This window comes from Streptomyces sp. NPDC058092 (genome assembly GCF_042884935.1).
GTDB lineage: Bacteria > Actinomycetota > Actinomycetes > Streptomycetales > Streptomycetaceae > Streptomyces.
On sequence record NZ_JBHVSY010000003.1, the window covers coordinates 354,020 to 376,694 of the forward strand.

The 22,675-nt window shown below is 62.9% G+C and carries 21 protein-coding genes, 3 tRNA genes and 1 pseudogene; all 25 read right to left on the reverse strand.

Annotated elements, in window-relative coordinates:
• Positions 1 to 13: 13 nt before the first annotated feature.
• The gene (locus ACFVV1_RS07795) at positions 14 to 2,218 is read right to left on the reverse strand and encodes a hypothetical protein (protein WP_389986035.1); all 2,205 of its coding nucleotides are present in this window, start codon (positions 2,216 to 2,218) and stop codon (positions 14 to 16) included.
• Between the two features lie 107 nt (positions 2,219 to 2,325).
• A complete protein-coding gene (locus ACFVV1_RS07800) occupies positions 2,326 to 2,571 on the reverse strand; it encodes a hypothetical protein (protein WP_389986038.1) in 246 nt (81 codons plus the stop codon).
• 13 nt (positions 2,572 to 2,584) lie between these two features.
• Positions 2,585 to 3,409, reverse strand: a complete 825-nt coding sequence (locus ACFVV1_RS07805) for a hypothetical protein (RefSeq protein ID WP_389986040.1) — start codon at positions 3,407 to 3,409, stop codon at positions 2,585 to 2,587.
• Entirely contained in the window at positions 3,393 to 4,463 is a 1,071-nt protein-coding gene (locus tag ACFVV1_RS07810; RefSeq protein WP_389986041.1) for a hypothetical protein, read from the reverse strand. The genes ACFVV1_RS07805 and ACFVV1_RS07810 overlap by 17 nt, the downstream gene beginning before the upstream one ends.
• Positions 4,463 to 5,266, reverse strand: a complete 804-nt coding sequence (locus ACFVV1_RS07815; protein ID WP_389986044.1) for a hypothetical protein — start codon at positions 5,264 to 5,266, stop codon at positions 4,463 to 4,465. Before ACFVV1_RS07815 ends, ACFVV1_RS07810 begins: the two co-directional genes overlap by 1 nt.
• Positions 5,267 to 5,322: 56 nt before the next feature.
• Entirely contained in the window at positions 5,323 to 7,650 is a 2,328-nt protein-coding gene (locus tag ACFVV1_RS07820; protein ID WP_389986047.1) for a phage tail tape measure protein, read from the reverse strand.
• 213 nt (positions 7,651 to 7,863) lie between these two features.
• The gene (locus tag ACFVV1_RS07825) at positions 7,864 to 8,145 is read right to left on the reverse strand and encodes a hypothetical protein (RefSeq protein WP_389986050.1); all 282 of its coding nucleotides are present in this window, start codon (positions 8,143 to 8,145) and stop codon (positions 7,864 to 7,866) included.
• 2 nt (positions 8,146 to 8,147) lie between these two features.
• On the reverse strand, positions 8,148 to 8,576 hold the full coding sequence (locus tag ACFVV1_RS07830) for an HK97-gp10 family putative phage morphogenesis protein (protein WP_389986053.1): 429 nt from the start codon (positions 8,574 to 8,576) through the stop codon (positions 8,148 to 8,150).
• A 9-nt stretch (positions 8,577 to 8,585) separates the two neighbouring features.
• Positions 8,586 to 9,587: a phage tail tube protein gene (locus tag ACFVV1_RS07835; protein ID WP_389986056.1), complete on the reverse strand. Its 1,002-nt coding sequence runs from the start codon at positions 9,585 to 9,587 to the stop codon at positions 8,586 to 8,588.
• A 12-nt stretch (positions 9,588 to 9,599) separates the two neighbouring features.
• Positions 9,600 to 10,028, reverse strand: coding sequence for a hypothetical protein (locus tag ACFVV1_RS07840; protein ID WP_389986059.1), 429 nt, complete (start codon positions 10,026 to 10,028; stop codon positions 9,600 to 9,602).
• A gap of 10 nt (positions 10,029 to 10,038) precedes the next feature.
• The gene (locus tag ACFVV1_RS07845; protein WP_389986062.1) at positions 10,039 to 10,404 is read right to left on the reverse strand and encodes a hypothetical protein; all 366 of its coding nucleotides are present in this window, start codon (positions 10,402 to 10,404) and stop codon (positions 10,039 to 10,041) included.
• Positions 10,405 to 10,478: 74 nt separating this feature from the next.
• Positions 10,479 to 11,666, reverse strand: a complete 1,188-nt coding sequence (locus tag ACFVV1_RS07850; protein ID WP_389986065.1) for a phage major capsid protein — start codon at positions 11,664 to 11,666, stop codon at positions 10,479 to 10,481.
• Positions 11,666 to 12,349 carry an HK97 family phage prohead protease gene (locus ACFVV1_RS07855; protein ID WP_389986068.1) on the reverse strand — a complete coding sequence of 228 codons (684 nt, stop codon included), beginning with the start codon at positions 12,347 to 12,349 and terminating at the stop codon, positions 11,666 to 11,668. Before ACFVV1_RS07855 ends, ACFVV1_RS07850 begins: the two co-directional genes overlap by 1 nt.
• Positions 12,312 to 13,583 carry a phage portal protein gene (locus ACFVV1_RS07860; RefSeq protein ID WP_389986388.1) on the reverse strand — a complete coding sequence of 424 codons (1,272 nt, stop codon included), beginning with the start codon at positions 13,581 to 13,583 and terminating at the stop codon, positions 12,312 to 12,314. Before ACFVV1_RS07860 ends, ACFVV1_RS07855 begins: the two co-directional genes overlap by 38 nt.
• Positions 13,584 to 13,715: 132 nt before the next feature.
• The gene (locus ACFVV1_RS07865; RefSeq protein ID WP_389986071.1) at positions 13,716 to 15,269 is read right to left on the reverse strand and encodes a terminase large subunit domain-containing protein; all 1,554 of its coding nucleotides are present in this window, start codon (positions 15,267 to 15,269) and stop codon (positions 13,716 to 13,718) included.
• A gap of 13 nt (positions 15,270 to 15,282) precedes the next feature.
• Positions 15,283 to 15,627, reverse strand: coding sequence for a phage terminase small subunit P27 family (locus tag ACFVV1_RS07870; RefSeq protein WP_389986391.1), 345 nt, complete (start codon positions 15,625 to 15,627; stop codon positions 15,283 to 15,285).
• 304 nt (positions 15,628 to 15,931) lie between these two features.
• The gene (locus ACFVV1_RS07875) at positions 15,932 to 16,279 is read right to left on the reverse strand and encodes an HNH endonuclease (protein ID WP_389986074.1); all 348 of its coding nucleotides are present in this window, start codon (positions 16,277 to 16,279) and stop codon (positions 15,932 to 15,934) included.
• A 120-nt stretch (positions 16,280 to 16,399) separates the two neighbouring features.
• Positions 16,400 to 16,472: transfer RNA gene (locus ACFVV1_RS07880), tRNA-Leu, on the reverse strand.
• 5 nt (positions 16,473 to 16,477) lie between these two features.
• Positions 16,478 to 16,548: transfer RNA gene (locus tag ACFVV1_RS07885), tRNA-Ala, on the reverse strand.
• Positions 16,549 to 16,648: 100 nt separating this feature from the next.
• Positions 16,649 to 16,720: transfer RNA gene (locus tag ACFVV1_RS07890), tRNA-OTHER, on the reverse strand.
• 546 nt (positions 16,721 to 17,266) lie between these two features.
• Positions 17,267 to 19,009 (reverse strand): recombinase family protein, encoded by a 1,743-nt coding sequence (locus ACFVV1_RS07895; protein ID WP_389986077.1) that lies wholly within the window; start codon positions 19,007 to 19,009, stop codon positions 17,267 to 17,269.
• Positions 19,010 to 19,035: 26 nt separating this feature from the next.
• Positions 19,036 to 19,980: pseudogene (locus tag ACFVV1_RS07900) on the reverse strand (dicarboxylate/amino acid:cation symporter); the annotation flags it as partial.
• 410 nt (positions 19,981 to 20,390) lie between these two features.
• Entirely contained in the window at positions 20,391 to 20,645 is a 255-nt protein-coding gene (locus tag ACFVV1_RS07905) for a DUF4229 domain-containing protein (protein ID WP_389986080.1), read from the reverse strand.
• A gap of 154 nt (positions 20,646 to 20,799) precedes the next feature.
• A complete protein-coding gene (locus ACFVV1_RS07910; RefSeq protein ID WP_389986083.1) occupies positions 20,800 to 21,324 on the reverse strand; it encodes a GNAT family N-acetyltransferase in 525 nt (174 codons plus the stop codon).
• Between the two features lie 108 nt (positions 21,325 to 21,432).
• Positions 21,433 to 22,596: an aminofutalosine synthase MqnE gene (gene mqnE / locus ACFVV1_RS07915; RefSeq protein WP_389986086.1), complete on the reverse strand. Its 1,164-nt coding sequence runs from the start codon at positions 22,594 to 22,596 to the stop codon at positions 21,433 to 21,435.
• Positions 22,597 to 22,675: the final 79 nt, after the last annotated feature.

The following is a 22,675-nucleotide window of genomic DNA, read 5'->3' on the forward strand; positions in this document are numbered from 1 at the left end:
TGAGTAGGCAGGGTTACACCATGGCGAGCGCCATGACCGGACGGTCATGGTCGATTAGGCCCGAAGCCTGGTTTGCCGTAGTGGGTAGGGACGCCTGAGAGTCGAGGTACCAGGAACGCGCGAACGCGCTTCCCAGGTAGAAGTTTTCGACCGCGAAGCCGTCGTTAGCAATGTGGACGTAACCGAAGTCAGCCGCCCCGCCTGCCTGCTGCATCCACGCGCCCCAGTAGCGACCGGGCGTAAGCGTGACCGTTGCGGTCAGCTTCACCGGGACAGCGCCAAAGTGATTGGCGGTCATCTGCGACGGGGAACCGGTGATCTGCCCCGCACTGGGGGGAGAGACAGAAGTCGTCATGCGAGACACCGACGTACCGTTCTCGCGGTAGATACCGCAGAGAACCTTGTACGCAGCGATACCGCCATAGCCACGGGCGAACATCACGACAGCGTTAACCTGCGTGGTCTCAGTGATGTTGAACCCCTGCATGAACACGCGCCCCGTACGGGTGTACTTCGTAGCCGTCCCGGTGTAGGCAACGGCGGTAGCCGGGTCGGCCGACCACGCGGCGAAGCCGAGAGCGTCCGGGGTCCACGTGTTCTTAGCCCCGCTGCCACCCGTAGCCGGTAGCTGAGCGGCAGGGACGAGCCCCGACGCGTCCAGCGTGGCAACGCCGTTTGCCGCACCGCGAGTTGAAACCTTGACGTACGTCGCCCCCAGGTCCGGGAGGTTCGCCGTAGGCACCTTTGCGAACTCGTTGAGCGGAGCAATACCGTTCGCAACGTTCACGTTGGCAGTGGTCAGCACGCCGGACGGGACCGAACCAATCTCGAAGTCAGCGCCGTCGGAGTTCCGGCCGCGAAGCTTGCCCCCGGATGCGTACATGATCGCGCCGTTGACCGGGGCAAGCCCGTCCGTCGGGCCCTGCCCTGCCTTCGTGTTGGCAATGCCGAGAACGCCGTACTTGGCACCCGCGAACGGGACCGTAGTGTCACCAACACCCAGGTTGTAGAACGTCGCCCGGTCAGAGTTGCTGTACGGGTGTCCGGCAGTCGTGACAGAGAACCGGTTCACGCCGTCGCTGCCGTTGACCACAAGAGGATTCTTGCCAGTCGAGTTAAGGACTACCTCAGCACCGGCAACCGTGCCGTTGGCAGGGACGGCAGCCACGTCAGCGGGAGCGAGGGTCACAAGCCCCGTACCGTCCGGCTGAACGCCGTTGACGGCCGTGACGGTACCCGAACCCGAACCGTTCTGCCCGGGGACGCCCTGAGGGCCCTCAGGGCCCTGAGGACCGGCCGCACCGGTCGCCCCTGCCGGGCCGGTCGCTCCGGCGTCACCCTTCGTGCCCTGGGCACCAGTCGCACCGGTCGGGCCCTTGATGCTCCCCTTGCTCGTCCACCCCGTGGGAAGCTCGTACAGGTAGACGTTTCCGGTGTCGGTGCGAATGGCGAAGTCACCGGGCACACCCTTGCCCTGAGACTCAGTGCCGGTCGCGAAGGCGTACACCTTGCTACCGGCAACGCCCTCAGCGCCGGTGTCACCCTTGTCGCCCTTGAGCCCCTGAGGGCCCTTGAGGCTGCCCTTAGTCGTCCCCCACCCGGACGCGTCGCGCTGCCACATGTCACCGGTGTCGGTCCTGATCAGAACGTCACCGGGCTTAGAGTCCGTGCTCGGAGTCGACGCAGTGTTTAGGTAGATCTGAGAGCCGCGAACGTCGCCGCCCACCTTCGCCCAAACACCCAGCGTCTTACGCCAGTTGGTCACAGTGGTGTGCGTGACGCCTAGCAGCGTGCGCGTGTCGTACTGGACATAGAAGTCATCCGTCAGACCCAGCGTTGCAGCGGGGGCAGCGGTACCCGTCAGGATCTTCGAGCCGGACACCGGAACATAGTTCGGCGTGGTCGGGTCGGACGGGGCAATGTCGGCTAGGTCGACGACCGTAACGGCCTTTGGTAGCAGCATCGCGAACGAGCGCGAACCCACCACACCGGCAAGGTTTTCCTTGACGGAGTACGACCAGTCAGAAGGGTTCATGTTGGGTGAGTCGGTCGCCGGTAGGGCAACCGAGAACGAGCCTTCGGCGTCAAGCTGAGCAACGACCGGACCCGCAATGAATAGATCAGCCTCAGGGAACGTCAGCAGACTCGGCGCACTGAACGTGACGGTACCGCTGAGGGCCCGTCCGTCCGGGCCACGGTACTTACCCTTGACGGTCACGGTAGGGATGGAAGCGGGCAGCGCCGCAAAGGGTGTAACGGTAGCCATGGTGTCCCCCAATGGGGGCTGTCAGACTACTCAGTGAGCAGTCTGACAGCCGGTTGTACTTACGGGCGTGCGAGCAACTGAGCGATCTGCGTACGTAGTTCGGCGTTCTCGCGCCTCAACTCCCGAACTTCCTTGTGGAGTTCGGCAAGCTCTTCGGACTGACGCTCAACCTTCGAGCGGTACGCTTCGGCCTCTTCCTTCCATGTGGCTTCCATCCCGCTGCGGAACCTCCGCAGCGAGTAGGCAGCGAACACGAGAAGGGGAACGACGATTTCCGCCGATCCGTATAGTCGGGTGATGTCCATTGGTGGGTACGCCTTACACGTAAAAGACCGGCTCGGTAATGTCGGGGTCGCGAACGCCCTTGATGTTGCTGGTACCCCGGTACCAGAAATTCCCCTTAACGCTTGCGTTCGGCAGACGCTCAGCGGGTAGGCCAACGCAGTAATGCATGTTGCTGATGTTGTAAGACCCGTCCCACACGTCGTTACGGTCCTCAACGTCAACCCACCCGTAGTAGGGGACGCCGCCGCTGATAGCCGACAGGCCGGGGGCCCAAATCTTCCCGTCAGGGTTACTGATAATGCCGTCAGTGTTCTTCAGGTTCTCGTTCGACATCTTCGAGTAACCGAACATCTGCCGGACGTTGACCTTGTCCGGAGTCTGCGACGCCGACGCGTACCGGTGCTGTAGCTCGATGGTGTAAATGGTGGTGTCGTCGGCGTAGTCCCACCCGAAGGGGATTCCGTGAATCCACTGAATCGTTCCGGTGCCGATGACTCGGTTTGTCTCGCCACCAACCCACATCGTCGCCGACGCCGAAACAACCTCGCGCTGAGCGTTCCCGTAATGCCGGAATGCCGCTAGGCGAATCTCCGCTTCCGAACGCCCCTTGATGATTCGGTCAGTGATGTACTTGACCTCAACACGGTCAAAGACCATGCCGGTCACGTTAGCGATGCCGCAGGATGACCACTCGTTCTGACCGAGCCGACCACGGCCGACGGCCGCCCACTCAACGGACGGGTACCGGTCGAACTTGTTGACCGGGGCCGGTGCGCGCTCAATGGCGGACATGCGCCGCTTGAGTTCGGAGAGTTCGTTTACGAGCGACGGAGGAACAACGTTAGCTTGGGTTGCCATTCTGGAATAGCTCCTTAGATGCAAGTGCGAGCTTGATGGTTTCCGTACCGTTCACATCAACCGTGGTCGCGCACTCCGTAACAACGAACTCGTCGTAAAGCGCGATGTAACCGGCGTCGATGTCGACGGCCGTAATGTCCCCAGGGGTGAAGTCCAGCGGGCCGAACTCACCGGGGTACAGGGTCAGTTCCGGGATCGCTGTAGGCACGGCACCGGCATTGATGTGCGCCTGAGCCTTGTCTATGAGCGTCTGCGTTTCCTTGACGTCGGTATACGAGCCGACGACGACGCGTTCAGGCATGGTCACCGCGAGAGAGGCATTTTTGAAAATGCCGACGAGCTTTTCCCCGTTGCCCTTATCAGCGCCGGTCGCGTAGGCGACGGTACATAGCGCGGTGCTGTCATAGCTCACGCTCGTCACGTTGCAGTTCGCGCGGTGCGCAAGCGTGTGAGACGTCGCCACACCTTCGCGGCTAGATATGACGAACCGGTGACCGATCTTCTTGCCGGGGGTCACCCAGTAGGGGACGTACCGGAAGTTGAAACCGCCGATGTTGTCGGCAAGCTGGTCAATGGCCTCAGCGACGTTCTTAAGCTCGTAGCGCGTCCACGTAGCGGTTCGCTTGTGGCCGGTCGCCGTGACGCCGGTAGCGTCCGTGCCAATGCCGTTGTTGGTGTTGCAGTAGGCAACCCAGTTCTTGAGTAGTGTTGCCTGCTCGGTGCTCTTCGCGTCCCACCCGTTGACGAAGTACCGACCCTGATAGTGCGAGTGGTAGCCGGACGCGTTGAGCGTCAGCGTCCCCGCCGCGATATCACCGGCGAGAGTCCACAGAATGCCGCCCCATACCGGCTGCCCGTCCCTGAGGACGACTAGCCCACTGACCCCAGGGATAAGGCTCTCTGCGTCCGCCTCAGGGGCGAAGAGCGGGATACCCACGGCGCACGAGCCGGGCGCGTTCAGCGTGTGCGCGAATGCCAGCGAGGTAATCGGCAGCGTGGCAACAACGTTGCCCGTCTTCAGGTTCGTCTGAACGACGGAGTAAAGCGCGTTCACTAGGCCCACCTATTCCGCCACTCGATTACGGCAGTCGTCGGAGCATTCACGGCGAGCGTCGTAAGGCTCAGCCGGTGCGTCCCGAACTTGAATTCTGGCCACGTGCTACCGGCCGTGATGCGGTCATTGAAGTTCGCTCCGGTCGCCGTCGCGGTGACGGTCTGCGCTTCGCTGTTGATGGTGAGACCGCCGGATAGGTTCGTCATGCCGAACCATTCGCCAGTGACTTCGTCGGTAATGACGACGTCCTTAGCGTTGGTCAGCGTGATGACCGGCAGCGCGTTGACCGAACCGGGCTGCGTGAAACCTAGCTTCGGGTCACTCCCCTTCCACGGGGCGGAGAGAGCGAGGCTCGTGAGCGTGTCGCCGTAGATGTGCGGGTCAGTCGCGAAGAACTCAACGACGACGTTGCACACCCGGTAGGCGAAGTTCAGGTCAAGAGGGCCGGACCGCTTGCGCGGACGGACGTTCACGAAGCCCGTCAGGTCGCCGCCTACGCCCGGAAAACGGAACCGTAGGGGCTTCTCACGCTCGGCAGGCTGAAACGCTGCGTAGACGGCACTCAGGGCCGTTGTGAACTCTTCCCGCGTGCTGCCGTAGACCTCAAGCGTCAGCGTGACCGTCCGGCCGTTCATGTAGTCGTCACCCGCGTACAAGCCGTGACGCTGCACAAGGGTGAGATCGGAAGACCGGACGTCGGGCAGCGAGAGCAACCCATCGACGGCAACGATCGATATCGGGGAGTCCGGGGCACCCATGACGAGCCCGCCAAACTCACACGTCCAGTCTTCCAACTCTGCCATCGTTCCCCCTAGTTGGGACGGGGCAGACTACTCAGTGAGTAGTCTGCCCGCCTTCGTTACGTCGTCCGCAGTGCCCACGCCACGGAACGGCCGATCGCGTACGGGTCGGCATTCGTCTGGACGTTGACCACCACTCCCCCGCCCGACGGTCCGGCATGGTTCGGAACCACGCTGGAACCCTTCGGGAGGTTCAGCCACTCAGGGCCACGCTCGCCGACCCGCGTAAGGCCGGACGCCGGGCCACCCATGGCGCGAATCTTCGGGATCGGGTTGTGAGGCAGATCAACGCCAATCGGCCCAATGCCGATGCGGTCCGGGATAGCCCAGTTGAGCAAGTCGATAAGCGAGTTAATCGCGGTCTTGAGCCCACGGGCTACGGCGTCGCCGATCGACTTGCCGAACCCAGCGAGAGCCGAAAGACCCTGCCCTAGCTTGTCGATGATGGTTCGGCCGACACTCGCCGCAGCGTTGCCGATGCTGCCGACGATTCCCAGGATGCGACCCGGTAGGGACTGGAAGAACCCGACCACCGCGTCTAGTCCGGCTTTCGCCTTTTCCTTGACGACGTTGAACGCATTCGCCGTCGCGTTCTTGATCGTGTCCCAATGCTTGATGATCAGCCCCGGCCCGGTGAAGTTCAGGAACAGATCCTTTAGCCAGTTGAACACTGCCTTGATCTTGTCCCACACCCAGTCAAAAGCCTCGCCGGTCCACTGCTTAATGCTGTCCCAGTTCTGCCAGATGATCAGCGCGAGACCGACGATTGCCGCAATGATCAGCGGTATCGGGCCCATGGCGAGAAGCCACGCGGCAGCCATGCGGGCAGCCTGCAACATCGCCTGAGTGCCCATGAGCACCCACTGCGCAACCATGATCGCTGCGTTGAGGATCGCGGAAGCGGCACCGGCTACCCACTGCCCGACGATGATTGCGCCGGACAAGAGCGCTTGCGCCCCTGCCTTGAGCCAACCACCGACCACGGACCACGACGCGGCAACCTGGGTGAGCGCGGAACCGGTCGCCGTCGTGGCGCTGGATATCCACGCGCCTACCGCGAGAGCGGCACTCGTGACCGACTGCACGCCCCACTGAATCAGCGCGGGCAGCATGACGGCCGTGATGACACCGGCCACGGTCAGGATGGGTGTCTTGTTCTGCTCAATCCAACTAGCGAGCGTCTTGAGCTTGCCCACGAAGCTCTCAACCATGGGCAGCACCTTGCCGCCGATCACGTCGACCGCGAACGTCTCAAGGCTTCGAGTGAAAACAGAGATCTTGTTCGCTGCCGTGTCGTGCATGGTCTTGCCTGCCGTGTCGGCAGCGCCGTCGACCTTACCCAGGGCGGAAACCGCCGTGTCGACGTTGAGCGAATACAGCGCATCGCCCATGTCCTCAGCCTTAGTGCCGAAGAGGTTTACCGCTGCCGCTGAGCGCTCGGCAGGGTCCTTGATGGCACGTAGCTTGTCCAGCGTGAGCCCTAGTGCCTTCTCAGCAGTCGGGCCACCGGCCGCAATCTTCCTTTGCATGTCGTCGGCATTCAGCCCAATGGACTTGAACCCGTCGATAGTCGTTGCGCTGCCATCAATGGCGCGAATGCTGAATTCCTTGATCGCGTCAGCGACCGTGTCAGCGTCTCGCGCACCACCCTGCAAACCTTGCTGGATGAGACCCATTGCGGTCTTGCCGTCTAGTCCAACCTTCTTGAACTGAACGGAGTACTCATTGAACGTGTCTAGCAAGTCCTCAGCCTTGTTGGCACCTCGCTGCGTTCCCGCAACAAGGATGTCCATAGCCTCGTCGGCATTCTTGGCTAGACCGTTCTTCATCATCGTTCCGACGGCATTAGCCGTAGGCCCGACCTCTTCGCCCAGGACCGATGCGACGTCCATAGCGCTCTTGCTGATCTTCGCCATTTCGGCGGACGTCGCCCCAGCGGGTACTAGACCCTGCTGCCAAAGGGACTTGAGCGCTTCGTTCGCGTCAGCGACGGATTCGCCGTAACCGGCCGAATAGACCTTTCCGGCAGCCTGCCCCAGGGTCTTAGCCTGTGCCGGATCGGCACCTAGCTGAGCGGCTAGCTTCGCGTTACCGGCTTCCCGGTCCATGGCCTCATGTAGGCCAACGGCGAGAGCGGCACCAACGGCGACACCGGCCGCCGCAGCGAGACCCGCGAACTTCTTGCCGAAGCCTGAGAGCGAGTCTCCCGCGCCGTCGACCCCATGCTGTACTTCGTCGCCTAGCCGGTCGGCTTCGTCGGACGCACCCTGTAGCGCATGGGTCAGGTTGTTACCTAGCCCGTTCACCTCAGACGATGCGCGCGCCATGCTTCGCGCTAGGTCGGACACGTCGCCCAGCAACGTAATCCGGATCGGCTCACCGGCCATGGGTCACCCCCTATGTCATGACCGGCGTACGCCGTTCACCGGCTGACGTCCCCCCGCTTGTTCGGCCACGGGACGCGCGCCGGTCTTGCTTGTTCTGCTCTTCGACGTCACTGACCATTTGGTCCGTGAGCGTGTTGAAATCCCTCAGCGAGAGCGAGCGCACGTCAGACCATGTGAGCCCCTTGAAATGCCCGACGAGCCGCGCGCACGTAATTACTCGCTGAGCGGCGTAGGGTCCTTCGGCTTGTTCTTGAGCGAGATACGAAGCTTGCCCGCGTCCTCAGCGGTAAAGGTCGGGTCCTCACGACGCTTGATGACAACCGCCATGGCGCGCAGTAGCTTCGCCTTACGGGCACCCGGCTTCGCGAGAGCGTCTAGCGGGCCGTCGATGATGTCCTCAATAACGTCAATCTCGTCGATGGAGAGAGAGTCAATGTCGATGGACAGAACCTCACCCAGGGAACCGACGTTCTCAGCGGTCTTCTTCGCGGCCATGGCTAACTCTCCAACTTGTCTCGCAGCACGTCAGTAATTTCGCGCTGGTAGGTTTCCGAGACGGCCTCACTGTTTCGGGCCATTGCTCGGTAAAGGAATCGGTTTGCGTGAATGCCCCGCCGGGGGAAACCGAAGTGAATAGCCCCCGCGTACGGGGTGCGTGATTTGGTGCCCGCCTTGATGGCAGCGGAGTTAGCCGACGCCTGAACCTTGACCGACTTCGCAAGCTTGCCCGGACGGTATTTCTTGTTGTCCTTTGAAGTGCGTGTGTGTCGGGGCGCAAGGTGTTGCGCTTCGGGTCTGACTATCTCCGCTGCCGCCTTGTTGGCGTCTCGCACCTTCTTATTGAGGTCCCGGTCTTTGAGCTGCCTGAGCGCCTTTTTCAGGTCGTTCAGTCCCTCAACCTGAACCGAGAATTGCGAGCCTGCCACCGCTCCCCCTTACGGACCGGGCTTGACCCATCCGGCCGTAGGCTCGGTGTAGGTCAGCGTGATAGCCGGGGTACCGTCACCGGGGTCGAGCACGCGGAACGGAAGCTCAACAACCGTGACGTCGTCCACGGACGCTTCGGGAGAGTCGCCGGTGAACTGGATTGCCGGGCACTCAATGGTGACGTCGGCACCGGGGTTCAGACCCTCGAAGGTGACAGCGAGCGAAGCCGTCTTACCGGCAATGAACGCTTCGTACAGCTTGACAGCATCGTTGCCGAACTCGCCCTTGAACGTGCCCTCATAGGTCGGCACGGCAGCGCGTACGGGCTTCGCCTTGAGCGAGCTACCGCGCAGGAAGCGCCGGTCAACCTTCATACCCAGGTCGCCGGTTAGCTCGAACGAGTTCGCATCGATCGGGGCCGACGCGCCGTCGATGGTGAGCGCGAGAGCAACACGCGACCAGTCATAGGCGAACGCAACATCGGGGTACGCGATAGGCAGCGTCTCGCCCGGCTTGTCAGTGTGCGCGACGTCCTGAAAGTCGAACGACACAGTCAGCGCAACGGCGTTCTCAACTTCGGCCGTCAGACCGAACTCAGTAGCCACACAACCGACATGCTTGTAAGCGACGTTCTTGCCGTCGACCGTAGGCCGGATCATCTGCGAAGTGAACGACGGGGCTTCGCTGTTCGTGCCAGTCGTGAACACGTGCTTCGTGACACCGTTCGCGGCGTCCGGGGTTCCGCCGTCGTACTTGTCGAAGGCAGCGGAGAGAAGAGCCGCGCCGCCCGCGTCAAGTAGGTCGACCTCTAGTTCCCCTTCGCCGCCCATGTTGATGATGTTCCGGCGGTCCGCGCGGGCAGTCTGTAGACCAGACCGGAAGCCGACCGACTCAATGAACTCGCGCGACGTCTTCCAACTGTCCGCCTTGCCTTCGTAGCCGAGGACAGACGAAGCGGGAACGCCGTAAGAGGCTTCCTTGCCGATGCCGATTGCAGCGTCTAGCGCCATGGGATCACTTCCTTAGGTGACGCGTCCGCGAATCTTGACGCGAACGGTGAGAGCGGCATAAGCGCCGTCAGTGTTTTCGGCCGTGTCCGTCTCGCTGGATTCCGGCCGGATATCGACGAGCCCCGCCACGCTCGCCCGGTCGACAGACCGGCAAGCCTCAGCGATGTGCTCACGAAGCGCGTAAACGGCCCTCTCAGCGGCTATCGGGTCACCGGGCGATATGACGAGTGCGTGAGCGTCTACATAGCCCGTAACGGCCGTAGGCTTCCGCGTACCCTGCCGCATCCCGACCGGCTCTAGCTCGTCGTCCGTGGTGGCACCTAGCCACACCTGATGACGACGATCAGCCTTGCCAGTCTCGGCGAACGTGCATTGCGTCCCAGCGGGAACGAGCGACCGAAGCTTTTCGAATAGGGCAACCTTCGCTTCGAAGATCAGCACGGCAAGCCCCTTACATGAAAATGAACGGCAGACGCACGCGGTAGAGATTCAACTTTGAGTTGACCTCAGGCAGCGACGTCGGACGCCAGTTGCCGCCCGCTTGCGCCAACTGGATTGAGCCGAACTCGGATTGAAGCTGTAGGGCCCGGTCCGGGATGCGCGAGACACCATCTAGGCAGTACTGCCGGGCAAGGGTGCGGACACACCAACGGATCGTTTCCGGGGGCGAGTCGACGCCAACCCACTTGCGACCGCAGTAAACCTCAACGGTCTCAACGGCGAAGTCAATAGCTTCGCTCAGGGTCTCAGCGGGGAAGATGCTTGAATCGTCCAGCCCGTCAAGTGCCCGAAGTTCATCGGTAGTTGCGTAGGACATGGTCCCCCTTCCTGGGCAGGGGTTGGCAGACTACTCACTGAGTAGTCTGCCAACCCCCGTGAAGCCGCTAGGACTTAGGCACCGGTGCCGGAAACGGCAAGCACCTTCGCCGACTGCTCGTCGACTAGCAGACCGTCAGCGCGCTGAATGAACCGGTAAACAACCTGGTCATTCAGGAACTTCGCATCTAGCGAACGCTCGACACGAAGCGGACCCGCCATGCGGACGCGGTACTTCGACAGGTCGCCGAATAGAACCTTGTCGTCAGGCATGGCGACGTCAGTGACAACCGGGCGACCGTTGAAGGTGTCCGGGGCACCGGCGGTTAGAGCAGACTGCCAAAGGTACTGACCGTTCGCGTCCTTGAGCTTCCGCATGATCGCGGCAATCTTGTCGGACACAACGAAGGTGCTGTTAGTCCGGTAGGCCGGTAGCAGCTCATAGAACAGGTCAATCAGACCGTCGGAAACCTGGGTGTCCTTGACGGCCCCACCCGGAAGCTTGAACGTCGCGTTGGCAGTCGGGGCAGCGGACAGAATTCCCTTCGGCTTGCCGACACCGTCACCGGTCAGGAAGTGGGTACCCATGCCGTGACCGATAGCCGGTCCAGCGTCGCCGACCAGGAAGCCGACTAGGTCTAGAGCCTGGTCCTGAATGAACTCAGTGGAGACAACCGAGGCGTACGCGTACTTGTACGCGCCGATAGAGCGAGTGACCTGGGTCGGGTTGCTCTCGGCAATCGCGGCATTCTCAGAGGTGATCTGAGCGGACGCGCGACCGGTGATAACCGCCATGTCGATAGGCTCGCCGGACGACGTGGTCATGATGGTCGCACCATTGCGCATGACGGTCGAACGGTTCACGGCCTCAGCGAGAAGCTGACCGAAGAGGGTACGCGGGATGACGTCCTTGCCGGTCGCAGTGTCGACCGCCCGACGCTCCGGCGCGAAGTCGGCAACCTGGCCAAGCTCAAGCGAACGAAGCTGATCAGCCGCAGCGTCTAGCTTCGCCTGAGTGTCACGCTTGCTGCCGGTGCCGTGCAGACCCGCCATAAGCGAAGTCACGGACTCAGAAGCCTTGATGGCCTCAATGCCCCGACGGACACGGCCGTCATAGTCGGCAATGGCGTCGAGTAGCTTGCCCTCAGTGGAGCGAGCCTCAGCGGACATGTCCTTACCGGCGAACTCGTCGGCAAGCGCGCGTAGTTCGGTCTGCGCCTTCTCGCGCGCCTCAAAGTTCGCGCTCAGGGTCGTAGCGTCCATTAGTTGGCGCTCCTCTCAGATAGTGCGCGAGCAAGCGCGCGGGCATTCTTCTTGGTGTCAGACTCGGCGGGGATTTCCTCGCCGTCGCCTTCGTCGCCGTCTTCGCCCATGGCGATTTCGGCAAGCTCTTCCGCTTCGCTCTCGATCTCAAGCTCAAGCGTTACGCCTAGGCAAAGCTCAATGGATCGGAGTGCGGCGTCAGTTGTGGGGTAAGCCGGATTCAGGACCGGGCCCAGTTCCACCACATCCATGGACGTGATCTCTCGCACCGGTAGGCCGGTCTCAGGGTCGTCGTCGGAAGCCCGACGCTGCCCCTCAGCGTTCACGCGGAACGTGAACGAACTCCCGTTGATGTCACCGCGCTTCAGTAGCTCAGCAAGGTCACGACCAACCGTCGTATTCGGTAGATCAATCTCGTACCAACCACCCTCGTTGTCCTCACCCGTCCGCAGAGTCCCGGCGGACGAGCGACCAAGAACGTTGTTGTTGTCGTGATTGAACGTCGCGAACACGTCGTTACGGACTAGGGACGTAGCCCCAGCACCCGGCAGGATGCGTTCCCGAAACCCGCCTAGGTTGTGGCTCAACTCGTTGAACCTGTACGCGTATCCGCGCATGGTCACGGTCTCGCCGTTCTCGCGAACCTCAGCCGGACGGGTCAGGTTCCGCCGTTCCGTCGTCATTCGATACCCCCTCGTTTCCGTCCCCCTTCTCGACCGGGGACGCATCCACGGGCGGGGGCTCAATTGCGGGCGGCCCGCTAGGTTCTGCGGGCTCGTCATCCGTGGCAACGTCAGCGAGGTTCAGTGGCACTCGGTGCGCTTCACCCATGCCGTCCGGCAGGGGCTCCATGTCTTCCCACGCGCGGACTTCGTCAATGGAATAGATGCCCTGCTGAAGACCAATGCTGTACATGTTCATGCGCTCAGCCGGGGCACCACGCTGGATACCGTCAAGCGAGAACTTGACGAAGAGCTGACGGTTAGCCGTCTCAGCGAAGAGCAGACGAGTTAGCCCCGCTTCGATGCGCTCAAGCCACGGACGCAGCGAGAACATTGCGAAAGCCTGGTTCTGCTCAGCGAGACCGGAACCCCACGACGTCGAGTTCGTTGCGTCAGATATCAGATGCGGGGGCACGCCGAAGATGCGCGCGATTTCCGGGACCTGAAACTGTCGGGTCTGTAGGAACTGGGCTTCGTCCGGCGACATGGTCACCTTCGAGAACTTCGCACCCTCAGTCAGCAGTGCGACCCGGTGACTGTTCTCAGCACCGGAGTTCGCGAGTCGCCACGCTTCCCGCGCACGCGATAGACCCTCTTCGGACATCGCGCCCGGAACCTCAACGACAGCACCGGGCATAGCCCCGTTCGCGAAGAACTTAGCGCCGTACGTCTGAGCAGCGAGAGCAAGCCCGATGGACTCACGCGCATACGCGATCGGGGAAACGCCGGTGAAGTCACCCGGCAGCATCATCCCGGGAATGTGCAGGATGTCACGCGTAGTGAACCAACCTAGGGCAACCTCGTTGCCGTCCCGGTCGACGTCCCAACAGTCAAAGATCTTCCGGCGCTTGCCATCGATCACCACCGTGTGAGTGCGAACCTTCGAAGGGTCCAGCACGTCAAGGGCAACGATGTTCGGGCCCGACCACGAAACGGCAATGTACGCGTTGCCCTCAAGCAAGAGGGAAAGCACAACCTGAGACAGCAAGTCGATACGGCCCATGCCGCCCGGCTCGGCGGTCGGATAGTCAAGCCACATAGGGGACTTGGCTTCCTTCCGCACCCCGCCACGACGTGAGTACGTCGTAACCGGAAGCGTGGCAATCGTCTCGCTCAGGAGACGGACACAACCGAAGACAGCCGACACCTGTAGCGCCGTACTCGCGTTGACCCGCTGCCCCGACTGCCCGACCATGCCGGGGTACGGGTACAGCTCGCCGGTTACGTCATCCCACACGCGCGTTTCAGCGACGGGGGATTTTCCTCGGAGTAGGTCAGACCAGAAGCCCACGGGAACCCCCGCCCTTCTGACTACTCAGTGAGTAGTCTAGATATCGTCGAAGAACTCGGCGGAACCGCCGAATGCGAATACCTCGCCGTTGTCTTCCCAGGTAGCCAAGATGGGCGAATCCACTAGTCCGGGGTTGTCCTCACGCCACATGACCGCACCGTGAACGGCGAGAATCATTGCGATAGCTAGGTCAATCTTCCGGCGGGATGCCGCGTATTCCTTCGTCACTCGCGCGCCGTTCTTGTCCTCGCGCAAGACGGCATTGCCGACGTGCCGAGCAAGAGCCGGATTGCCGTCATGGCTAAGCCGTCCGTCTCGGCACGCGTCGTATACCGCCTGAGTGGCAGGGATCATGCGCTTCAGTGAGTTCGTCGGGAACGCCTCAACCGGGAAGCCCTCAGCTTCGAGATTGTCTAGCGTCTCTTCCCAGCGGTACGGGTCGGCAACAAGGTTGCGCACGGCGTACACCCTCAGCGCGTCACGAAGCGCGTCGCGAACGTCCCCCATGGGAACGCGCCAATGCGCATCGTCCGCCGGGGCTTCCCAGTGACCTAGGACGAAGACCCTGAGGTCTTCCACGCGACAAGCAACGAGCGCCGTACTGTCGCCCTTCCAAGACCCGTCAAAGCCCAACACAACGGCGTCACCGGGGCTCAAGGTGTCCGGGGTACCTAGCTCGTCCCAAAGGCCGTGAGGCAGCCACGTAGACGCGCCACGGACGAACTGCGACAGCCGGTAGATGCGGAAGCTAGCTTCCGTCGACCGCTGGACGGCAGCGCGGAAGTCGTCTTCGTTCAGAATCTCGAACGACGGGTTGCACGCTCGCCAGACATCAGGGTCGGTGTGGTCGCACTGCTCGCCGAGACGCGGACCCCATGAGCGGTAGAACAACGTCGGGTCGTCCAGCTCACCGGAGTTGATCCGCTCACCGGTCTCGCACAGCTTCGCAAAGGGCCCGTCCGGGTCCGGTCCGGCCGTCGACACAACCCACGTCATGGGCTGATTACGAGCGGCAGAACCCAGCGTCAGCGCGTCGAATAGGTCGGCGTTCTTCGAGAACGCGTATTCGTCCAGCGAGACAGCCGAAGGGTTCAGACCCTGCTGACGTCCGGCGTCAGCCGAGACGACGCGGTAAGTCGAATCCTTGAACCGGATCACGTCGCGCTGCACATCGCAGACAGCCGACAGCTTCGGGGAAGCGTTGACCATTTGCTTAGCAGCGTCGAACACCATGCGTGCCTGATTACGGTCATTCGCCGCAGCGATGATCTGACGCTGAGCGTCAGCCCGATCGGCCACTAGGTGATAGAGCATGATGGCAGCGGCAATCGTCGACTTGCCGTTCTTACGGGCAATGCAGACAACCGCCATGCGGTGCTTACGCTTCCACCGGCCGAACGTGTCACGCTCAAGGCGGTACGCGTCGACTAGTAGATCTTTCTGCCACTGGAGCAACCGGAACGGCTGCCCGGCAAACGAGCCGGTCAAGTAGCAAAACTGTTCAATCCAGTTGGCTACTCGGTAGCCCTCACTGGGGAACGCAGCGTCAGCGGGAATGTGCCGTGCAATGACGGGGTCAATGTCGGTCACGTTCCCCCCTGGGTTAGAAGTCTTCCGGTCCGGCTGCCACTCGTCGGGCCTCAGCGGCGACGATGCCTAGGCGCATACGCGCTTCGGGCGTGAAGCCGATGACGGTCTCTATCGCGCGTAGTTCCTTCTCCGTCGACTCGACGAAGCGAAGTGCGGGATGGACAGCGGGTTGACCCGTGCTGCCGACGGTCATTAGCCCGTCTTCGTCGACGGCATCCATGAGGGCCGCTCGTCGGTCGTGAAGCTCGGAGTAACGCAAGATGATGTTCCGGTCAGTGTCCGGCGAGTACGCCCCGCTACCGGCCGACCAGACAGCGCGCCAGACCTCACGGCCGGTCGCTCGAAGGTGGGCAGGCACGCGGGGTGCCCGACCCTCGTAGACGATCGGGGCAGTCTGCTCAGCGGCAGTGTTCGCGTTGCCCGTTCGCTGATCGGGGCTCTTGCTTCGGGACACCTTGACACCACCTATCGGGGATTGATCTACCCCTTAGCGGGTGCCGTTCCGGGCGGTACAAATGGGGGCAAGTTGAAAGGGGCCCAGGTCAGCGCGGAGGGACGCCCCAAAAAAGGGGGCACACCTAGCGCGCGTTTTCCGAGCTTGGGCCGGGATCGCTGAGAGGCAATCGGATTGAACTTTTGCAGCGCTCCGCCCCGCCAGGGAATCAGAACGGACGCTTGCCGAAGTCCATTGCCGTCTTCGTCTTGTGGCAACGCTTGCACAGCACCTGAACATTGCTGTCAACATCCTCGCCACCACGTGCGAGCGGGACGACGTGGTCAATGTCCACCTGACTAGGCAGGAAGGAACCGAGACACATCACGCACGTGCCGGACACAGCATCACGCACACGCTTGCGCAGACGAGAGGCAGCGTTGTTGCCCCGTGCTATGGCAGCGCGCCTCTTGCTGTGCGACTGGTAGGCACGGCCGTTCTCATACGCCTTGTGGTGGGTAGGGCAGCGCCCCTTGTGTGTAGCCCAGTCACGGCAGTCAAGGCACCGGGTACGCATGGAACACCCCCCCCCTATCTCGAAGGGGCCCCCTACCCGAGAGGGCCCCCCTACCTGACAGCGAGCCCCCCTAGTCGGAGGACCCCCCTACCTGACTACTCAGTGAGTAGTCTGAACACGTGCCCACTGAGAGATTCGAACTCCCGCTGTACGCGCCCTAAACGCGTCGCCTCTACCGCTGGGCTAAGTGGGCTAGCTTGCGTCGTGTTGGATTCGAACCAACGTTGCCCCCGGCAAGGGGGAGTTCTAGGCCGCTGAACTAACAACGCTTCGGGCCATTCCGTGGGAGCTACCCACCAAGCCCAGGGATCACGAGTGAGCCCCATAAGCGCGCTTCCGTTCACCGCTAGGTTCACATTCACGCGCTCGCCGGTCTGACGGGTTTCGAACCCGTGGCCTCACCGTCGTTACGGTGCACTCTGCCAACTGAGCTACAGACCGTTGCCCGCACACTCTGAACCCAGGTGGGAGAGAGTCACCAATGGGGAGTGTGCGGGACGTAAGCGAGAGCGGGTACTCAGTCCACCGAAGGTGTGCAAGGGGTGTGCGGTAAACCCGCTCTCACTTAATATCTAGTGAGTGAACCCCCTGCCTATCTGCCTAGGGGGTCAACCCCCTGGGGGCGCGGAGCGCCGTCGGTGACGAGTGACGGAGATGACGTCACTTTCGGATTGAAGCCCTAGAGCCTTACTTGATTGATGTATGTACGGAACAGAACTACTCATCATTTCGTCACTCGTCACCACCTTAGTAACTGTGAGTGACCATATGTGTTCTTCGGTGACTATGAGTGTCCAGGGGCCTCGCCCACTCCCCTTCGCTGACGCTGCGCCGTCCGGCACCCCGTGTGACCGGTGCCACATACACAAGTCGCCTCAGGCAACCACAGGGACAAGGGAAAGTCCCTGAGGGCCCCTCAGCGGGCATGGGAAAGCCCCCGGGCGCTATGAACTGCTCGGGGGCTCTCTCGGACGCTCAGAACGCCGTCTAGGCCGCTTGCGGGGCTTCCCTGGGGTTCGGCTCGTCTCCGGCGAACGTGATCGTCAGCCGTTCGGCTGCGTCGTACTGCTTCCACTTGTTGCCGCGTAGGTGCGTTTTGTGGATGACGATGCGGTCCACGAAGAGCGCGACGAACTGTCGCCGGTCGGCAAGGGATGCCGTCGCCCACCACGAACCCTCGCCCATGGGGTCGCCGTTGCCGTCTTCTGCGTTGATCCACTGAGCTATGGGCAGTGCGGGGCTGTCCGCTTCGGCAAGGGCCCTCAGGCGCGCGTCTAGGGCCGCTAGCGCCGTCTCGGCACGGTCCATCTCTTCGAGCACCGCGCGGCGGGTCGCCGGTCCGGCGTCCTTGACCGACTTGTAATCGGCTTCGCATTCCTTGAGTAGCTGGGCCGCTTCGGCGCGCTCCATGACGAGCTGCCGACGCTCGCGAAGGTTGCTGGGGGCTTCCTGGGTGCGCGCGTAGCGCTTCGTGGCCTCCAGGAGGAATCCGGCCGTGTCGCCGTCCCCTTCGGCCGTCAGGATGCGCCCGAAGACGACGCGCCCGATGTGCTCGTCTAGGTGGGCTTGAACCATCGAGTTTCCGCCGACGTGTTCGGGCACGTTCCGGAAGTTGCACCGGTATTGAGGCTTGGGCGACGTCCCCGCGTACGAACACATGGGCTTGTGACAGTCGCAGTACAAGACCGGCTCATCGTTGGCGTTCCGCAGCGCGCTGAGCAGTGACTGACCCCGGGAAAGCCCCCTGCCACGTCCACGGGTGTCCAACCACGCTTGCAGCTCCCACCATTCGGCGCGCGGGATGACCGGCTCATAGTCGTACATGAGCGGCTGCCCGTTCTCGTCGCGCTGAATGCGGTATTTCCAGCGGTTGACCCCTTCGGGTTGCTCGACGCCCCTCGTGTTCGGGATGGCTTGATATCCGGCTAGCCGGGGGTCTCGCAGAATGCGCGTGAAGGTGGTGACGGTCCATCGGGCGTCTTTCTGCGTTCCGCCGATGCGTGCCGCGCGGGTTTTCATGCCGTTGCCGTTCATGTGGTCCACGAGACCGGCGAGCGAAGCGGGGTGCTTTGCATGGGGCGCAGTGTGAATGTCCATGTTGGACTTGATGGTGTGCCAAGCCCATTGGATGGTTTCCGATTCGTCGTCGCGGGGACGGAGAATCTGAACGGGAATGCCGTTCCTGAGTTCCTTCTCAACGCTGAAACCGAATGGGGCGTGTCCGCCGAGCCATCCGCCTTGTGCGCGGGCTTTCTCGAATGTGCCACGGACGGCAATGGACTTGTTGCGGGATTCGTTGTGTCCGGCCTCGAATCGCATGACGATATTCATGAGGTCCATGACATTGTTGTTGCTGAATTCGCCCTCATTGACGGATACGACACGTACGCCGAGGTTGAACAGCTCAAGCATTTGCATGAGAACTACGTTGTAGTTCTGCCGCGAGAAACGCGATGCGTAATGCACGACGATCATGTTGATTTTGCCCGAACGGGCGTCATTCATCATGCGGTCGAACCCCTTGCGTTCCGCGTTGGGGTCATAACCGGACTTGCCGATGTCTTCGTAATAGTCGACGAATGCATGTCCCTCGCCGTCGACCCATGCGCGCGTCTTGTCGCGCTGGTCTTCCGGGGATGCCTCCGACTTGTTAGCTTTCTTCCGTGACTGCCGGATGTAGCACGCGCAGTAAGTGTCTGTCCCGCTCACGGTCCCCACCTCGTTGATCATGGGGTGATAGTACCCCTCTAACTGTGACTACCCAACGGGACCGAGAAGGAGGCGTACTCCTTCGGGACGCCGAGGCGCTCGGTGACCTTCTGGGTGACCGGCATCGTGCCGACCGAGGAGCGGGAGACGAACGCCAGCTGGATCGCCGGCCAGGCGCCCTTGAAGAACTGCAGCGGGCTGAGCTTGGCGACGGTGACGAGCAGCAGCGGGTACACACCGAACAGCACCAGGGCGCAGCCGATGTAGACGTCGGCGGTGAACGTCGCGTACTTGCCGATCAGGTCCCAGCCGTAGTCGGCGATCGCGTAGCCGATGAGGCCGATGGTGCCGATGGGGGCGAGGCGGATGACCCACCACAGGGCCTTCTGGAGGAGCTCCAGGACGGACTCGCTGAGGGTGAGGATCGGCTGGGCCTTCTCGCCGAGCTTGAGCGCGGCGATGCCGGCGACGGCCGCCATGAAGACGATCTGGAGCACGTTCAGCTCGGTGAACGGGGTGATCACGTTGTCCGGGATGATGCCGGTGAGGAAGTCGAGCCAGGAGCCCGCGTGTTCCGGCAGCTTGCCGTCCTTCGGCGTGAGGCCGGTTCCGGCACCCGGGTTGGTGATCAGGCCGATCGCGAGGCCGATGGCGACCGCGATCAGCGAGGTGATCATGAACCAGAGCAGGGTGCGGGTGGCCAGTCGGGCGGCGTTGTTGACCTTGCGCAGGTTGGTGATCGACACCAGGATCGCGAAGAAGACGAGCGGCGCGACGGCCAGCTTCAGCAGCTGGACGAAGATGTGGCCGACCTTGTCGAGCGTGGTGTAGAGCCAGTTGATGTCGTATGTACGGGCAAGCCACCCGAGTACGACACCGAGGACGAGACCGGCGACTATCTGGGCCCAGAACGGGACCTTGGGTATACGGAAACCGGAGCCGGAGCCGGACGGGCTGTCGGTCGCGGCGGCGGACGCGGGATTCGCGGACACGGACACACTCCAGATGTGACGCATCGGGGCGCACGGGGACGTCGTGCGGGGGACGGGGGTGCGGCGCCCGCGCCAGGGGCGGCGCCGCTGCATGGTGCCGGTTCAGACGTTGCGGCAACAGACCGCGGACATACAGCGGCATAGATCGACATGCAGGCGCTCCACGAGCGGGACGCTCGCGGCGAATCGATGGCGCACTGCTGTCTTCATGGCGAACACGTTAACACTTGAACTTTGAGAACCTCAAAGCTCTTCTTTGGGCAGCAACGCAGGGGCCGGAGCGCCGTGCACGCGGCGGAAACGACAAAACCCCAGTACAGGAGCAGTCGCTCCGGCGCCGGGGTTTCGTACGGAAACTGTGCGGGGTGTGAGGAACCTTACGTAGCCCTTACGTCATCCTCACCCGGTCGTCACTGGGTGACGTGGTCCTCGCGGGTCCGGTTCGCTTCGAGCCGCGCCTTGGTGCGGTCGACCGTGGACACGATCTGCGCGGACATCTCGTCGCGCTGCTTGCGCAGCAGCACATAGCTGAGCGGCGCGGACAGGACCAGCGAGAGCAGGATCACCCAGACGAAATTGGAGCCACCCGCCCCGGAGGGCAGCAGACCGAAGTGGACGGCCACGGCTGCGACGGCGAAGCAGCCGACGAAGATGCTGAGGCGCATCGCGGTGTACCGAATCGTCGCGCTCGGCTTGGCAGCGGACACAGTTGGCCTCTCTCTCTACGTACGACAGTCCTGCGATCCTGCCCGACCAGTGAAGCATGCCCCGGAATCGATCACTTCGGAGGGCTGCACCAAAGGAGGCCCTGCGGGGCCCTCAGCCGAGCGGCAGCAGCATGATGACGTCGTCGCGGTCGTCCCCGTCGGCCACTCGGATCGCGTCGGGCACCCGCCCAACCTCCTTGTACCCGCAGGAGGTGTAGAACCGGTCGACCCCGGTCCCGCCGCGGCAGGTGAGCCGGATCGCCTCCATGCCTTCCATCCCGCGCGCGGCCTGTGCCGCGGCGTCCATCAGGTCGCGCCCGTAACCCTTGCCCTGGTGGCGGGGGTGGACCATCACCGTGTAGAGCCAGAGCCAGTGGGCCATCAGCCGGTGCGTGTTGAAGGCCAGGAAGGCCGTGGCCGCGACGGCGCCCTCCTCGTCGTAACCGACCAGCAGCCGGGTCCGCCCCTCAGCCATGGCCACCAGGTGCTTGACCAGTTCGGGCCGGACGTCGTCGGCCGTGACGGGCGGTACGAAGCCGACCGCGCCGCCCGCGTTGGAGACATCGGTCCACAGCTCGGCGATGCCGTCCCGCAGGGTGCGGTCGAACTTGGGGTCCAGCTCAAAAGTAAGCGCCATAGGTGCAGATTAACTATTACCGATCCATCGCCTCAAGCCCTGTCCAGTACGCGAGAAAGCCCCGGCCGGCGGCCGGGGCTCTCGTACGGGGCTGCTGACGACGGAACGTCAGACGCGCATCGCCTGCGGCGACTCGCGCCGCTCGGTGTCCGGTCCCGGGTACTCGCGGATGATCTCGTACCGGGTGTTGCGCTCGACGGGCCGGAAGCCCGCGTCACGGATCAGGTCGAGCAGATCCTCGCGGCCGAGCTTGTTCGGCGTGCCGTAGTTGTCCGCGTCGTGCGTGATCTTGTACTCGACGACCGAGCCGTCCATGTCGTCCGCGCCGTGCTGGAGCGCGAGCTGGGCGGTCTGCACGCCGTGCATCACCCAGAAGACCTTGACGTGCGGGACGTTGTCGAAGAGGAGCCGCGAGACGGCGAAGGTCTTCAGCGCCTCGGCGCCGGTCGCCATCGTCGTCCGGGCCTGGAGCTTGTTGCGGACCTTGCCGTCCTTCATGTCCACGAAGTCGTGCTGGTAGCGCAGCGGGATGAAGACCTGGAAGCCACCGGTCTCGTCCTGCAGCTCACGCAGCCGCAGCACGTGATCGACGCGGTGCCGGGGCTCCTCGATGTGCCCGTACAGCATCGTCGCCGGGGTCTTGAGACCCTTCTCGTGCGCCAGGCGGTGGATGCGCGACCAGTCCTCCCAGTGGGTGTCGTGGTCCACGATGTGCTGACGGACCTCCCAGTCGAAGATCTCCGCGCCGCCACCGGTCAGCGACTCCAGACCGGCCTCGATCAGCTCGTCGAGGATCTCGGAGGCGGAGAGCCCGGAGATGGTCTCGAAGTGGTGGATCTCGGTGGCGGTGAACGCCTTGAGGGAGACCTGCGGCAGGGCCTCCTTCAGCGCACTGAGCGAGCGCGGGTAATAACGCCACGGCAGGGTGGGGTGCAGCCCGTTGACGATGTGCAGCTCGGTGAGGCTCTCGCCCTCCATCGCCTTCGCGAGCCGGACGGCCTCCTCGATGCGCATGGTGTACGCGTCCTTCTCGCCCGGCTTGCGCTGGAACGAGCAGTACGCGCACGACGCGGTGCACACGTTGGTCATGTTGAGGTGCCGGTTGACGTTGAAGTGCACGACGTCGCCGTTCTTGCGCATCCGCACCTCATGGGCGAGACCGCCGAGCCAGGCCAGGTCGTCCGACTCGTAGAGGGCGATGCCGTCCTCACGGGTCAGCCGCTCCCCTGCGCGGACCTTCTCCTCCAGCTCGCGCTTGAGCCCAACGTCCATGCGGCTGCCTCCCAGGTGTCGACGTGCTGTGCCTTCCCGGTGATACCGGGCGAAACCCCCGGTCCCCCGGGGGCTCCAC

What these genes read in the sequence shown, in the direction of transcription:
- ACFVV1_RS07800 (WP_389986038.1), bottom strand. Translation starts at nt 2,571, where the DNA reads ATGGACATCACCCGACTATACGGATCGGCGGAAATCGTCGTTCCCCTT.
- ACFVV1_RS07805 (WP_389986040.1), bottom strand. Translation starts at nt 3,409, where the DNA reads ATGGCAACCCAAGCTAACGTTGTTCCTCCGTCGCTCGTAAACGAACTC.
- ACFVV1_RS07815 (WP_389986044.1), bottom strand. Translation starts at nt 5,266, where the DNA reads ATGGCAGAGTTGGAAGACTGGACGTGTGAGTTTGGCGGGCTCGTCATG.
- ACFVV1_RS07820 (WP_389986047.1), bottom strand. Translation starts at nt 7,650, where the DNA reads ATGGCCGGTGAGCCGATCCGGATTACGTTGCTGGGCGACGTGTCCGAC.
- ACFVV1_RS07825 (WP_389986050.1), bottom strand. Translation starts at nt 8,145, where the DNA reads ATGGCCGCGAAGAAGACCGCTGAGAACGTCGGTTCCCTGGGTGAGGTT.
- ACFVV1_RS07835 (WP_389986056.1), bottom strand. Translation starts at nt 9,587, where the DNA reads ATGGCGCTAGACGCTGCAATCGGCATCGGCAAGGAAGCCTCTTACGGC.
- ACFVV1_RS07845 (WP_389986062.1), bottom strand. Translation starts at nt 10,404, where the DNA reads ATGTCCTACGCAACTACCGATGAACTTCGGGCACTTGACGGGCTGGAC.
- ACFVV1_RS07850 (WP_389986065.1), bottom strand. Translation starts at nt 11,666, where the DNA reads ATGGACGCTACGACCCTGAGCGCGAACTTTGAGGCGCGCGAGAAGGCG.
- ACFVV1_RS07855 (WP_389986068.1), bottom strand. Translation starts at nt 12,349, where the DNA reads ATGACGACGGAACGGCGGAACCTGACCCGTCCGGCTGAGGTTCGCGAG.
- ACFVV1_RS07860 (WP_389986388.1), bottom strand. Translation starts at nt 13,583, where the DNA reads ATGGTCGGGCAGTCGGGGCAGCGGGTCAACGCGAGTACGGCGCTACAG.
- ACFVV1_RS07875 (WP_389986074.1), bottom strand. Translation starts at nt 16,279, where the DNA reads ATGCGTACCCGGTGCCTTGACTGCCGTGACTGGGCTACACACAAGGGG.
- ACFVV1_RS07895 (WP_389986077.1), bottom strand. Translation starts at nt 19,009, where the DNA reads ATGATCAACGAGGTGGGGACCGTGAGCGGGACAGACACTTACTGCGCG.
- ACFVV1_RS07905 (WP_389986080.1), bottom strand. Translation starts at nt 20,645, where the DNA reads ATGCGCCTCAGCATCTTCGTCGGCTGCTTCGCCGTCGCAGCCGTGGCC.
- ACFVV1_RS07910 (WP_389986083.1), bottom strand. Translation starts at nt 21,324, where the DNA reads ATGGCGCTTACTTTTGAGCTGGACCCCAAGTTCGACCGCACCCTGCGG.
- mqnE (WP_389986086.1), bottom strand. Translation starts at nt 22,596, where the DNA reads ATGGACGTTGGGCTCAAGCGCGAGCTGGAGGAGAAGGTCCGCGCAGGG.